Source organism: Allobosea sp. R86505 (assembly GCF_042466375.1).
GTDB lineage: Bacteria > Pseudomonadota > Alphaproteobacteria > Rhizobiales > Beijerinckiaceae > Allobosea.
The window spans coordinates 2863313-2876513 of sequence record NZ_JAXHPY010000001.1; the positions used below are offsets into that span (position 1 = coordinate 2863313).

Below are 13201 nucleotides of genomic sequence, written 5' to 3' on the forward strand. Positions count from 1 at the left end.
GGCAAGCGGGCGGCGGCTTGCAAGCCGTCGGGGCGCTTCGTCTTGGGAAACCCGCGGAAAACCCGCGCGCGCCGGCGTTCAGCGCAGGCCAGCGAGCCTGCCGCCGGCCCGCAGGAAGCGCGTCGGATCGACCGGCTCGTCATCGATGCGGGTCTCGTAATGGAGATGCGGCCCGGTCGAGCGGCCGGTGCTGCCGACGCGGCCGATCACGGTGCCGGTCGTCACGTTCTGCCCGACGGAGGCCAGGATCGCCGACATATGGGCATAGCGCGTGGTGATGCCGTTGGCGTGCTCGATCTCGACCATGTTGCCATAGCCGCCGGAATATTCGGCCGTGATGACCTTCCCAGGCGCCGTGGCGCGGATGGGTGAGCCGGTCTCGGCCCGGAAGTCGATGCCGGTATGCATCGCCGGAGACCGCGTGAAGGGATCGACGCGGTAGCCGAAATTCGAGGAGAAATCGGCCTCGCCGGCCATCGGCTTGGCGAGAGGCAGCTGCTCGGCGAGGCTGCGCAGCCGCATGACGGAGGCGATGCGCGGCTGCAGCGCGCTCAGCGTCGCCTCGAAGGGGCCAGCCGCAGTATCAATCTTCAGCGGCACGAACGGGCCGCCGACGCCCTTGGCGACGCTGCTCTGGGCCGCGAGCCTGTCGGTGTCGAGGCCGGTCTCCGAGAGGGCATTGCGCAGGCGCTTCTGCGATGCCTGCAACGTCTCGTCCATGTCGCGCAGCGCCGCGAGCTGGGCGCCAGCCGTGCTGGCCAGCGCCCGGTCGAGCCGGGTGAGGGCGGTTTCGACCCGCTGCGCCGGCGGCTGCGGCTCCGCCATGCCAGAGCGCCACGGCGCGACCTGCGTGTCACCCGCGCCGCGCAGGCCCGGAGTCTCGGGAGCCGGCGTCGGCTTCGTCGGCATGATCGGCGCGAAACTGGTGATGCCGGAGGCGCGGATCGGCTCCTCCGGCTTGATCAGGCGCGGCCGCAGTGGCGCGGCCTTGGAGGCCGGAACGATCCCGCCGGCCTGCAGCGTGTCGGCCAGCGCCGTGACGAGCGACTGGCGCGACTCAAGTTCGGCCTGTCGGGTGGCGAGTTCGTCGACACGGGCCTCGACCCCGTCCTGGTCGAGCAGGGCCCGGCTGGCGAGGCGGTCGACATCGGCCCGCAGCGCGGCGATCCGGTCCTCATAGGCGTATTGCCGCGTCGTCTCGCGGGCGATCAGCCTCGCCGCCAGATCGTCCTTGCTGAGCACGTACCAGCCGGAGAGCCCGCAGCCCGCCGTGGTCAGCCCGAGCCAGGCGAGGCCCAGAAGAACGGTCGAGCGCCGGATCGTATAGGTCTTCTGGGTGACGAGCCCGGAGACGGGAAGAACGGGAGCTGACGAAGCGGAATGGGACATTTTACGCGGGACCGGAAAGTGACGCTGCCGATACCGCCATCAGACCCCGTTAAGGTTAATCTTTCGCAAACCGAGGTTTCGTCGCCTCACAGGGCCTGCGCGGCGGCGAGAACCTCCTCGGCATGGCCCGCCACCTTCACCTTGCGCCAGATCCGCGCGATCTTGCCGTCGGCATCGATCAGGAAGGTCGTGCGCTCGACGCCCATATAGGTTCGCCCATACATGCTCTTCTCGACCCAGATGCCATAGGCCTGCAGCGCCTGCTGGGCCTCGTCGGCGGCGAGCGCGAAGTCGAGCTTGTGCTTGGCCTTGAACTTGTCGTGGCTCTTCACCGGATCGGGCGAAATGCCGAGGATCTCCGTGCCCGCCGCAGCGAAAGCGGCCCGCGATCCGTTGAAGGCGATCGCCTCCTGCGTGCAGCCGGGCGTGTCGTCCTTCGGATAGGCATAGAGCACGAGCTTTTTGCCCTTGAAGTCGGCCAGCGACACCATGCCGCCCCCGTCCCGCATCAGCGTGAACGCCGGGGCCACGTCACCTTCGTTGAGAGCCATCGAACCGCCTTCCTTTCGTCGCCTTCGCGCTGCATGGCGCAACCCGTATCGGCTCGCCATGATAGGGTGCGGCAGGACGCGGGGAAATGGCGCGTCTTGCCGAATCGCTCGGCCCGGCGGCATCGACGGACAGGGTCGTTTCAACCGGCCTGACGCGCCTACGACAGGGAAGCCGCGGCGGATCATCCGCCCGAGAGGATCGAACAGACCTTGCTGGACCAGGACGCGAACAGGCCGACAGGCGATTTGGCAACGGCCGCGGCGCTGGCCGGGGCCGATTGCGACGTCGCCGAGGTCACGCGGCGCGCCAAGGCCGGGCTGCTGACGATCGCGGTGGCCGTCGTCGTCGCGCTGCTGACGCTCGCGGGCGCCGCCGCGACGCTCCTCGTCACGGGCCTCGTGCCGCTGTCGGGGCTCGAAGGGCGTATCGCCGGGGCGATCGAGGAGCGGCTGGGCAAGGACTGGACGGTCGAGGCGGCAAGCGCCGAACTCAGCCGCAGCGACGGGCGCTCGCAATTGCGGGTCCGGCAGGTTGCCTTCCGCCACAAGAGCGGGGCGGCGATCCGGGCGCCGGAAGCGATCCTCGGCTACGAGCCGCTGGCACTGCTGCGCGGCGACATCCGGCTGACCTCGGTCGATCTGCGTGGCGTCAATGTCCGCCTCGGCGTCAACAAGGACGGCGCGCTGATCGTCAGCGCTGATTCGGCGCCGGCCGAGCCTGCGCCGCCGGCGAGCCTGCCCGACACGACGCAGTGGAACGCCTTCACCGGCATCATCGCGGCGGTCACGACCCTCGCCCAGGGCGACGGCCTGCTCGGCGCGCTCGAGACCGCCGGCATCAATGGCGCGCGCCTCGCGCTGGTTGACCCCGAGGGGCGCCAGAAGGCCGGGTTCGAGGATGTCGAGATTCGCCTGATGCGGACGGACAACCGCGGAACGCGCCTGACGGTCAAGGGCCGCACCGGCCAGCGCTGGAAGGAACTGGCGATCAACCTGACCAGCCAGCCGGACGGGACGCAGCGCGCCGATCTCGACATCGTGCGGTTCGAGCCCGCCGAGGTCGTCGCGCTGGCGCTCGGCACCGGTGGCGTCACGCTCGAGGGCCTGCCCCTGCGCGGCAGGGCCAGCCTCGTCCAGACGCCCGACGGGCGGCGCTCGATCGAGGCGCGCCTCGACGTCCTCCCGGGCGTGATCCGGTTTCCCGACGGGCCGATGCCGCCGATCAAGGTCGACGCCGCGCATTTCGAAGTGGCCAGCAGCGGCGATTTCTCGACCATCGAGGTCCGCTCGATGGCGCTCTCCGCCGGTCCGACGCAGCTCGAGGCGCAGGGCAGCATCCGCGCCGAAGACGGCGCCTGGCGCGCCGCGCTCGAGGCCAAGGGCCAACTCGCCGGTGTCGACAGCGATCCGCCCGTCGCCATCGACACCGCCCGCGCGGATCTGCGCATCGACCCGCGCCAGAACGAGGTGCGGATCGAATCCATGTCGGTCCAGGGACCGGCGATCCATGCGCAGGGCACGGGGCTGGTGCAGCAGGTCGGCCCGTCCCCCCTGCAGCGCTTCTCGATCCTGGCGACCGAGTCCGATCCCCGGGCGGCGCTGGCGCTCTGGCCGCGCTGGACCTCGCCGGACGTCCACATGTCCTTGTCGCGCCAATTCATCAGCGGAAGGCTGGCCTCGTTGCGGGTCGAGATGGACCTGCCGGCGGAGGACCATGCCCGGCTGCTGCAGGGGGCCGGTATCCCCGACGAGGCGCTGACCGTCACAGTCGATGCCTCGCAGGTCCGGTTCGAGCCCGGCGCCGGCCTGCCGCCCCTGGTCGATGGACATGTCACCGGCCGGGCCACGGGCCGGACCGTCAAGCTCGCGATCGACTTGGCGACCGCCGAGCTGGGCGAAGGCCGGCAGCTCCAGATGAGCGAGGGCAGCTTCGAGATCCCCGAGACCTGGATGCCCCGGGCCCGGGCCCGTGCGGTCTTCCGGACCACCGGATCGATGGAGTCCCTCGCGGCGCTCTTCGCCTTTCCGGCGCTGAAGGACTTCGCACCCGGCGACATCGACCCGGCCAGCCTGCGCGGCAATTCCGATCTCCGGAGTGTGGTCGCGCTCGCTCTGGTCGACGACCCCCGCCCGGGCGAGATCGCGATCTCCAGTTCGGGAACGCTGTCCGGCGTCGCCTCCGATACGCTGCTGGGAACCGAGAAGCTCGAGGGCGGCACCCTGTCGGTTCAGTTCGACAAGGCCGGCCTTGCCGTCAAAGGGGAAGCCCGCGTCGGCGGCGACCGCGCGCAGGTTGAGATCCGGCAGGATCCCAGGGGCAAGGGCGAGGCGACCCTGTCCCTGACGCTCGACAACGCGGCCCGGCAGAAGCGCGGGCTGGGGCCCGAGGCCGGTATCAACGGTCCGGTCGCGGTCCGCGTCACCAAGGCTCTCGGCAAGGGCGTCGCCGGAGTTCCGCGCGTCGAGGCCGATCTGACCCGGGCTGCGCTCGACGGTGTCATCCCCGGGCTGAGCAAGCCGGCCGGGCGGGCCGCGAAATTGTCCTTCCTCTATCTCGCCGATGCCGATGGCCCCGATCTCGACGACCTCGTCTTCGACTCCAATCCGGTCCTGATCCGCGGCAAGGTCGGGCTAACCCGGCAGAATGCCCTCGATGCCGCCAGCCTGTCGCAGGTCCGGCTGTCGACCGGCGACAACCTCAAGGTCGAGGCCCGGCGTGAAGGCGGCCTGATGCGACTGGTCGTCCGGGGCGCGGTGGCCGATGTGCGCCCCTTCATTCGCGACCTCCAGAGTGCGGCGGGGCCGGCGGGGCGCGCCGGCAAGCCGGCCGGCAAGGGCGGCGATCTCGATCTCGATCTCGACGTGCCGATCCTCACCGGCTTCAACAATGAGGCGATCACCAATGCCACGCTCAAGCTCCAGAAGCGCGGCGGCGATTTGCGCACCGTCGCCTTCCAGGGCCGGATCGGGCGCGCCGACGTCTCGGCGCGGCAGAGCTCCAAGATCGGCGAGCCGGCCGGTGGCCTCGTGGTCCAGTCCGAGAACGGTGGCGCCCTGCTGCGTTTCGTCGATCTCTACCGCCGCGCCCATGGCGGCGACCTGATCCTCAATCTCGGCCCCGGCGAGACGCGCCAGAGCGGCGAACTGCTGTTCCGCAATTTCGTGGTGCGCGACGAACCCGCCTTGCGCCGCGTCGTCGGCGGGCAGTCGGCTCAGGGCGTGGCCGGTGACCGCGCCGACGCTGCCGCGCCGCCCCTGCCGATCAATGTCAGCGAGGTCGCCTTCATCAAGCTGCGGGCGGAGTTCACCCGCTCCGCCAGCCGCCTCGACGTCTCCGACATGGTGATCTGGGGCCAGCAGATCGGCTTCACGCTGCAGGGCAATGTCGATTACGGCCGCGACCGCGTCGATATCGGCGGCACCTTCGTGCCGGGCTACGCCTTCAACAACGCCTTCGCGCAGGTGCCGGTGGTGGGAGCGCTGCTCGGCGGCGGCAGCCAGTATGGCGGGCTCTTCGCCGTCAATTTCAGGATCGCCGGGGCGGCGAGTGCCCCGACCATGACGATCAACCCGCTCTCGGCGATCGCGCCCGGCATCCTGCGCCGCTTCGTCGACCCCCTCGGCGGGGCGCCCAACCAGCGGCCGATCCAGCCCAACCCGCCGCCGACGCGCTGAGGTCGGTTACTCCGCGCGCAGCAGGATGTGCTTCTTCTTGCCGAAGGAGAGCTTGATCGCGCCCTCCGCCAGATCCGGCATGCCGAGCATGGCGCGCTCGTCGGTGACGACGGCATCGTTGACGCGCAGGCCGCCGGCCTTGACCTGACGCCTCGCCTCGCCGGTTGAGGGCACGAGCCCGGCCCTGACGAAGGCGGTCAGCACCCCCATGCCCGGCTCCAGCTCCGCGCGCGGGATCGTGACGCTCGGCAGGTCGGCCGCTGTCTCGCCCTGCTCGAAGGTCTTGCGCGCGGTCTCGGCTGCGGCGTCGGCGGCCTCGCGGCCATGGACGATGGCGGTGATCTCGGTCGCCAGGATCTTCTTGGCCTCGTTGATCTCGGACCCGCCGAGCGCGGCGAGCTTCGCGATTTCGTCGAGCGGCAGGCGCGTGAACACCCTGAGGAAACGGCCGACATCGGCGTCCTCGGTGTTGCGGAAATACTGCCAGAAATCATAGGGGCTGAAGACGTCGGCGTTCAGCCAGACCGCGCCATTGGCAGTCTTGCCCATCTTGGCGCCCGAGGCGGTCGTCAAAAGCGGCGTTGTCACGCAGTAGAGCTGCGGCCCGCCCATCCGGTGGGAGAGATCGACGCCGTTGATGATGTTGCCCCACTGGTCGGAGCCACCCATCTGCAGGCGGCAGCCATGGCGCCGGTTGAGCTCGACGAAGTCGTAGCCCTGCATGATCATGTAGTTGAATTCGAGGAAGGACAGCGACTGCTCGCGGTCGAGCCGCAGCTTCACCGAGTCGAAGGAGAGCATCCGGTTGACCGAGAAATGCCGGCCGACCTCGCGCAGGAACTCGACATAGTTCAGCTTCAAGAGCCAGTCGGCATTGTTGGCCATCATCGCATCGGTCGGGCCGTCGCCATAGCGCAGGATGCGGCCGAAGACGCGCTTGATGCTCTCGATATTGGTCGCGATCTCCTCGACCGTCAGGAGCTTGCGCTGGTCGTCGCGGAAGGAGGGGTCGCCCACCAACGAGGTGCCGCCGCCCATCAGCGTGATGGGCCGGTGCCCGGTCGCCTGGAACCAGTACAGCATCGTCAGCGAGATCAGGTTGCCGATATGGATCGAGGTCGCCGTGGCGTCGTAGCCGACATAGGCCGTCTGCACGCCCTGACGGCAGAGCGCATCGAGCCCCGCCGGATCGGAGACCTGATGGATCAGGCCGCGCTCGTCGAGAACGCGCAGGAAGTCGGACTTGTAGGTGGTCATGGTTTCGGTCCCGGGTGGGAATGTCGATCGCAATGTCGGTGGCGCTGCACGTCATTGCGAGAAGGCGCAGCCGACGAAGCAATCCAGGAAGACGTAGGGTGCTGCTGCCCTGGATTGCTTCGCTTCGCTCGCAATGACGGGAGGGCGCGGGAGGCGTCGCGCTCAGACGCTTTCCTGCTCGCTCTTGATGATCTCGGGGCCGACCATGCGGTCGAGATAGGTGCCGACCTGGCTCATCAGCACGTCGACCTTGCCGTCGAAGAAGTGGTTGGCGCCCTCGACGACCGTGTGCTCGATCTGGATGCCCTTCTGCGTCTTCACCTTCTCGATCACCGCCATGACCTCCTTGACCGGCGCGACGCGGTCCTCCGAGCCATGGACGAACAGGCCCGAGGAGGGGCAGGGCGCCAGGAACGAGAAATCATAGCGGTTGGCCATCGCCGCGATCGAGAGGAAGCCCTCGATCTCTGGGCGGCGCATCAGAAGCTGCATGCCGATCCAGGCTCCGAAGGAGACGCCCGTGATCCAGCAGCTCTTGGCCTCCGGGTTCAGTGCCTGCATCCAGTCGAGCGCGGCGGCGGCGTCCGAAAGCTCGCCGGCGCCATGGTCGAAATGGCCCTGGCTGCGGCCGACACCGCGGAAGTTGAAGCGCAGCGCCGAGAAGCCGCGGTTCACGAAGGTGTAGAACAGGTTGTAGACGATCTGGTTGTTCATCGTCCCGCCGAATTGCGGGTGCGGATGCAGGATGATCGCGAGCGGCGCACCCCGCTTCTTGGCGGGCTGGTAGCGGCCCTCGATCCGGCCGGCCGGTCCGTTGAAAATCACCTCGGGCATCGTTCGTCGCCTTTGTGTTGGGCTGCTGCCGCCTCGAACGGGCCGGGAACCGGCAAAATGCCGCCGCCCTGGCCCGGCCGCCCTTGACGACGCCGCCGCTCGCGCCCTACATCAGGCGCTTAGAATGGTTCTAACAGCCGTGAACAAGTCGGGAACATGAGCGGTCGCCTCTTGGGACGGCTGCCGTGGCCCCGGCCTGAGGCCGGTTCGGACGGGCGGCTATAGCACGGCGCCGGGGTGCGAATTCAAGCATTTCGTGCCCACCGGCCATTGATGCAGGATTGGAGCAACCGCGATCGTGACCCTCCCGGCGCGCGCCTATCTCGATCACAACGCCACGACCCCGGTCCGGCCGGAGGTCGTGCAGGCGATGGTGCGCGCGCTGGAACTGCCCGGCAATCCGTCTTCCGTCCATGCCGAGGGCAGGGCGGCGCGCAGTGCGGTCGAGCGTGCGCGTGAGCAGGTGGCCGGGCTGGTGGGAGCCAGGGCTGCAAACGTCGTCTTAACCGGCGGCGGCACAGAGGCGAATGCCACCCTGCTGTCGCCCGGGCTGATGGATTGCGACGGCGGGCGCGACTGCGTCCGGATTCCGGCCTCGCTGCTCCTCTCCAGCGCCACCGAACATCCTTGCGTGCGCGACGGCCACCGCTTTCCGGCTCAGTCCGCCGAGGCGCTTCCCGTCGATGCCGACGGGCTCGTCGACATGGCGTGGCTCACGGCGCGGCTGGAGCGCTTCGCCGCGGAGCATCCGGGCGCTCGGGCGCTTGTCTCGGTCCACCTCGCCAACAACGAGACCGGGGTGATCCAGCCGCTCGCCGCCATCGCGACCATCGCGAAGCGGTTCGGTGCGCTCGTTCACAGCGACGCCGTCCAGGCGGCCGGCAAGATCGCGATCGACATCGAGGCGCTCGGCGTCGATGCGCTCACCGTCTCGGCCCACAAGCTCGGCGGCCCCAAGGGCGTCGGCGCCATCGTCTTCCGCACCGGCGCGCTCGAACTCGCCGACAAGCTGCTGCGCGGCGGCGGGCAGGAGCGCGGCTGGCGGGCCGGCACCGAGAACGTATCCGGGATCGTCGGCTTCGGCGTTGCTGCCGGCCTCGCCGCGCAGACGCTCGCCACCGAAGGGCTGCGTCTCGCGACCTTGCGCGACAAGCTGGAGGCCGGGCTTCTGGCGTTGGCACCGCAGAGCGCGATCTTCGGGCGCGCCGCACCGCGCCTGCCCAATACCTCGGCTTTCGCGACACCGGGGCTGAGCGCCGAGACGACGCTGATCAAGCTCGACCTCGCGGGCGTCGCCCTGTCCTCGGGCTCGGCCTGTTCCTCCGGAAAGGTGCGGCGCTCCCATGTGATGACCGCCATGGGCGTCGACCCCGCCATGAGCGCAGGGGCCTTGCGGGCGTCGCTCGGATGGACCACCTGCGAGGCCGACATCGACCTCTTTCTCGCGGCCTATGCGAAGGCGCTGGCCGCGATCCCTGATCGGAGCGCCCGGGCTGCCGCCTGACGCGTTCCGCACGACGAAGACCAAACCGGCGGGCCTTGAACCCGCGACAGGAGAGCAGACATGGCAGCGGTCCAGGAGACCATCGATCAGGTCAAGTCGATCGACGTGACCGAATACAAATACGGCTTCGTCACCGAGCTCGAGGTCGAGAAGCCGGCCAAGGGCCTGACCGAGGACACGGTCCGCTACATCTCCGCGCGCAAGAACGAGCCGGAATGGATGCTCGAATGGCGGCTCGACGCCTTCCGTCGCTGGAAGACCATGACCGAGCCGGCCTGGTCGCGCGTGAATTATCCGCCGATCAACTACCAGGACATCTACTACTACGCCGCCCCCAAGGGGCCGGCGCCGCAGTCGCTCGACGAGGTCGATCCCGCGATCCTGGAGACCTACAAGAAGCTCGGCATCCCGCTCAGCGAGCAGGAGATCCTGGCTGGCGTCGCGCCGGAGAACCGCGTCGCGGTCGATGCCGTGTTCGACTCGGTGTCCGTCGTCACGACCTTCAAGAAGGAGCTGGCCCAGGCCGGCGTGATCTTCTGCTCGATCTCGGACGCGATCCACGAGCATCCAGAGCTGGTGAAGAAGTACCTCGCCACCGTCGTGCCGGTGACCGACAACTATTTCGCGACGCTGAACTGCGCCGTCTTCACCGACGGCTCCTTCGTCTACATCCCCAAGGGCGTGCGCTGCCCGATGGAGCTGTCGACCTATTTCCGCATCAACGAGCAGAACACCGGCCAGTTCGAGCGCACGCTGATCATCGCCGACGAGGGCTCCTATGTCAGCTATCTCGAAGGCTGCACGGCGCCCAAGCGCGACGAGAACCAGCTCCATGCCGCGGTCGTCGAGCTGATCGCGCTCGACGATGCCGAGATCAAGTACTCGACCGTCCAGAACTGGTATCCGGGCGATGCCGAGGGCAAGGGCGGCATCTACAACTTCGTCACCAAGCGCGGCGACTGCCGTGGCAAGAACTCCAAGATCTCCTGGACGCAGGTTGAGACCGGCTCCGCGATCACCTGGAAGTATCCGTCCTGCATCCTGCGCGGCGACGGCTCGCGCGGCGAGTTCTACTCGATCGCGGTGTCAAACGGCGCCCAGCAGGTCGATTCCGGCACCAAGATGATCCATCTCGGCAAGAACACGACCTCGAAGATCATCGCCAAGGGCATCGCGGCCGGCAAGTCGGACTCGACCTATCGCGGCATGGTCTCGGCCCACCGCAAGGCGACGGGTGCGCGCAACTTCACCAATTGCGACTCGCTCCTGATCGGCGACCAGTGCGGCGCGCACACCATCCCCTATATCGAGGCCAAGACCGCGACCGCCGTCTTCGAGCATGAGGCGACCACCTCGAAGATCGGCGAGGACCAGATGTTCTACTGCCAGCAGCGCGGCCTCTCCGAGGAGGAGGCGGTGGCGCTGATCGTCAACGGCTTCGTCAAGGAGGTGCTGCAGCAGCTCCCGATGGAGTTTGCGGTCGAGGCGCAGAAGCTGATCACGATCTCGCTGGAAGGCTCGGTCGGCTGATTTGAACCAGCCCTCATCCTGAGGAGCCGCCAGAGGCGGCGTCTCGAAGGATGATGGGTTCGCTACTAGAAAGCATCCTTCGAGACGCGCTGCGCGCTCCTCAGGATGAGGGCTCACGAAAGAACGAAACCATGCTCGAAATTCGCAACCTCGTCGTCAAGATCGCCGACGAAGACAAGCAGATCCTCAACGGCCTCAACCTCACCGTGAACGACGGCGAGGTCGCGGCCATCATGGGGCCCAACGGCTCCGGCAAGTCGACGCTGAGCTATGTCATCGCCGGCAAGGAGGACTATGAGGTCCTCGACGGCGAGATCCTGCTCAATGGCGAGAACGTGCTGGAGATGGAGGCCGACGCCCGCGCAGCGGCCGGCATCTTCCTCGCCTTCCAGTACCCGCTGGAGATCCCCGGCGTCGCCACCATGACCTTCCTGAAGGCGGCGATGAACGCCCAGCGCCGCGCCCGCGGCGAGGCCGAACTGCTGACGCCCGACTTCATCAAGGCCGTCAACGGCGCCGCCGACAAGCTCGGCATCGCCAAGGACATGCTGCGCCGGCCGCTCAATGTCGGCTTCTCCGGCGGCGAGAAGAAGCGCATGGAAATCCTGCAGATGGCGCTGCTCTCGCCCTCCATGTGCATCCTCGACGAGACCGATTCCGGCCTCGACATCGACGCGCTGCGTATCGTCGCCGAGGGCGTCAACGCGCTGCGCGACAAGAGCCGCGGCTTCCTCGTCATCACGCACTACCAGCGCCTGCTCGACCACATCATCCCCGACACCGTCCATGTCATGTCGAAGGGCCGCATCGTGAAGACCGGCGGCAAGGAGCTGGCCCTCGAGCTCGAGAAGAGCGGCTACGCCGCTTATGTGGAGGCGGCGTGATGTCCGTCGTCACCCCGCTGAAGACGGCGGCCGAGCAGTCGCTGAGCGCCCAGTTCGCCGCCGCCAAGGCCGAACTGCCCGGCGCCCTGCCGGTCCGCAAGCTGCGCGAGGATGCGTTCGCCGGCTTCGAGGTCCGCGGCCTGCCGCATCGCCGGCTGGAGACCTGGCGCTACACCGACCTGCGCGGCCTGCTGCGTGAGGCGCGCCCACTCGCCGAGAGCGCCGTCGTCAGTGACGCCGTGCGCGCCCGCGTCGCGGCGCTGCCCGCCGGCGGCGTCAGGCTCGTCCTGGTCGACGGCGTCTTCGTGCCCGAACTGTCGACGCTGGAGGGTCTGCCGGAAGGTCTTGCGGTCCACAGCCTCGCCGATGCGCTGGTGTCGGGCCGCGACGACCTCGCCCGCATCCTCTCCGGCCCGGGCGTGGCCAGCACCGATGCCGGGCTGATGCTCAACACGGCGCTGATGCGCGACGGCGTCTTCGTCGAGATCGAAGCCGGCACGGAACTGGCGCAGCCGCTGACCATTCTCTCCCTCGCCTCGGGCGAGGACGAGCGCGCGATCTTCCACCGCTCGGTCGTGCTGGCCGGTACCGGTGCGAAGGCGACGATCGTCGAGATCAGCGAAAGCGTCGGTGGCGCCGCCTCGCAGATCAACGGCGCCATCGTCTTCGAGACCGGTGACGAGAGCGACGTGCAGCATGTCCGCATGATCACGCGTCACGCTCCTGCGACCGTGCAGGTCCAGAGCCTGCTGGCGACCGTCGGCGGCCAGGCGAAGTTCGAATCCTTCGCCCTGGTCTGCAACGCGGGCACGCTGCGCCAGCAGCATTTCGTCCGCTATGCCGGCGAGCATACCGAGATCGGCCTGCGCGGGGTGAACCTGCTCGGTGGCAGCGAGCATTCCGACGTGACGCTGGTCATGGACCATGAGGTCCCCCACGGAACCAGCCGCGAGATGTTCAAGTCTATCATCGGCGGCGAGGGCACCGGCGTCTTCCAGGGCAAGGTCATCGTGCGCCAGCACGCCCAGAAGACCGACGGCAACATGAAGAGCAATGCGCTGCTGCTGAACGATGGTGCGACCATGTTCAACAAGCCCGAGCTCGAGATCTTCGCCGACGACGTCGTCTGCGGCCATGGTGCCACCGTCGCCCAGATCGACGGCGAGCAGCTCTTCTACCTGATGGCGCGCGGCCTGCCGCGTCCGCAGGCCGAGGCGCTGGTGCTGCAGGCCTTCGCCGGCGAGGCGGTCGAGTTCGTGCAGGACGAGGCGCTGCGCGAGATGGTCATGACCGAGATCGAGGCCTGGCTCGGCGCGCGCGAAGCCTCCTCCGTGGTGAGTGCGGTCTGATGCCCTACGTCAGTCTGCAGATCACCAAGGGGGCGACGCGGGCCCAGAAGGCCGAGATCGTCAAGGCCTTCACGCAGACGCTGGTCCGCGTTCTCGGCAAGAACCCTGCGAACACCCATATCGTGATCCAGGAGATCGAGCGCGAGGATTGGGGCCATGGCGGCGAACTGGTCGCCGACAAGGCAGCTCTGGACAAGGCTCCTGCCTCGCCGGGAAAGGCTTGAAGAC

Annotated in this window: 10 protein-coding genes; 6 read left to right on the forward strand and 4 right to left on the reverse strand. The window is 68.3% G+C overall.

The annotated features are described in order from the left end of the window. Positions 1 to 78 precede the first annotated feature (78 nt). Positions 79 to 1389, reverse strand: coding sequence for a peptidoglycan DD-metalloendopeptidase family protein (locus SJY11_RS13890; protein WP_376987180.1), 1311 nt, complete (start codon positions 1387 to 1389; stop codon positions 79 to 81). A gap of 86 nt (positions 1390 to 1475) precedes the next feature. Further along, positions 1476 to 1940 (reverse strand): thioredoxin-dependent thiol peroxidase, encoded by a 465-nt coding sequence (bcp, locus tag SJY11_RS13895; protein ID WP_376987182.1) that lies wholly within the window; start codon positions 1938 to 1940, stop codon positions 1476 to 1478. Positions 1941 to 2186: 246 nt separating this feature from the next. Here bcp and SJY11_RS13900 point away from each other — a divergent pair, with 246 nt between their 5' ends. Beyond that, positions 2187 to 5615 (forward strand): hypothetical protein, encoded by a 3429-nt coding sequence (locus SJY11_RS13900; protein ID WP_376987183.1) that lies wholly within the window; start codon positions 2187 to 2189, stop codon positions 5613 to 5615. 6 nt (positions 5616 to 5621) lie between these two features. On the opposite strand, the gene tyrS is transcribed toward SJY11_RS13900, so the two are convergent. Both tyrS and SJY11_RS13910 read right to left on the reverse strand, forming a co-directional pair. Then, positions 5622 to 6872, reverse strand: a complete 1251-nt coding sequence (gene tyrS, locus SJY11_RS13905; protein ID WP_376987184.1) for a tyrosine--tRNA ligase — start codon at positions 6870 to 6872, stop codon at positions 5622 to 5624. Positions 6873 to 7034: 162 nt separating this feature from the next. After that, positions 7035 to 7706 carry an alpha/beta hydrolase gene (locus tag SJY11_RS13910; protein WP_326908518.1) on the reverse strand — a complete coding sequence of 224 codons (672 nt, stop codon included), beginning with the start codon at positions 7704 to 7706 and terminating at the stop codon, positions 7035 to 7037. Between the two features lie 298 nt (positions 7707 to 8004). On the opposite strand from SJY11_RS13910, the gene SJY11_RS13915 reads away from it, so the two are divergent. The 5 genes from SJY11_RS13915 (at position 8005) to SJY11_RS13935 (ending at position 13197) form a co-directional block, all read left to right on the forward strand. Then, positions 8005 to 9210, forward strand: a complete 1206-nt coding sequence (locus SJY11_RS13915; RefSeq protein ID WP_376987185.1) for a cysteine desulfurase family protein — start codon at positions 8005 to 8007, stop codon at positions 9208 to 9210. Positions 9211 to 9270: 60 nt separating this feature from the next. Beyond that, entirely contained in the window at positions 9271 to 10740 is a 1470-nt protein-coding gene (gene sufB / locus SJY11_RS13920) for a Fe-S cluster assembly protein SufB (RefSeq protein WP_376987186.1), read from the forward strand. Positions 10741 to 10871: 131 nt separating this feature from the next. Then, on the forward strand, positions 10872 to 11624 hold the full coding sequence (gene sufC / locus SJY11_RS13925; RefSeq protein WP_376987187.1) for a Fe-S cluster assembly ATPase SufC: 753 nt from the start codon (positions 10872 to 10874) through the stop codon (positions 11622 to 11624). Further along, a complete protein-coding gene (locus SJY11_RS13930; RefSeq protein ID WP_376987188.1) occupies positions 11624 to 12973 on the forward strand; it encodes a SufB/SufD family protein in 1350 nt (449 codons plus the stop codon). Before sufC ends, SJY11_RS13930 begins: the two co-directional genes overlap by 1 nt. Then, positions 12973 to 13197 carry a tautomerase family protein gene (locus SJY11_RS13935; RefSeq protein WP_376987189.1) on the forward strand — a complete coding sequence of 75 codons (225 nt, stop codon included), beginning with the start codon at positions 12973 to 12975 and terminating at the stop codon, positions 13195 to 13197. Before SJY11_RS13930 ends, SJY11_RS13935 begins: the two co-directional genes overlap by 1 nt. Positions 13198 to 13201: the final 4 nt, after the last annotated feature.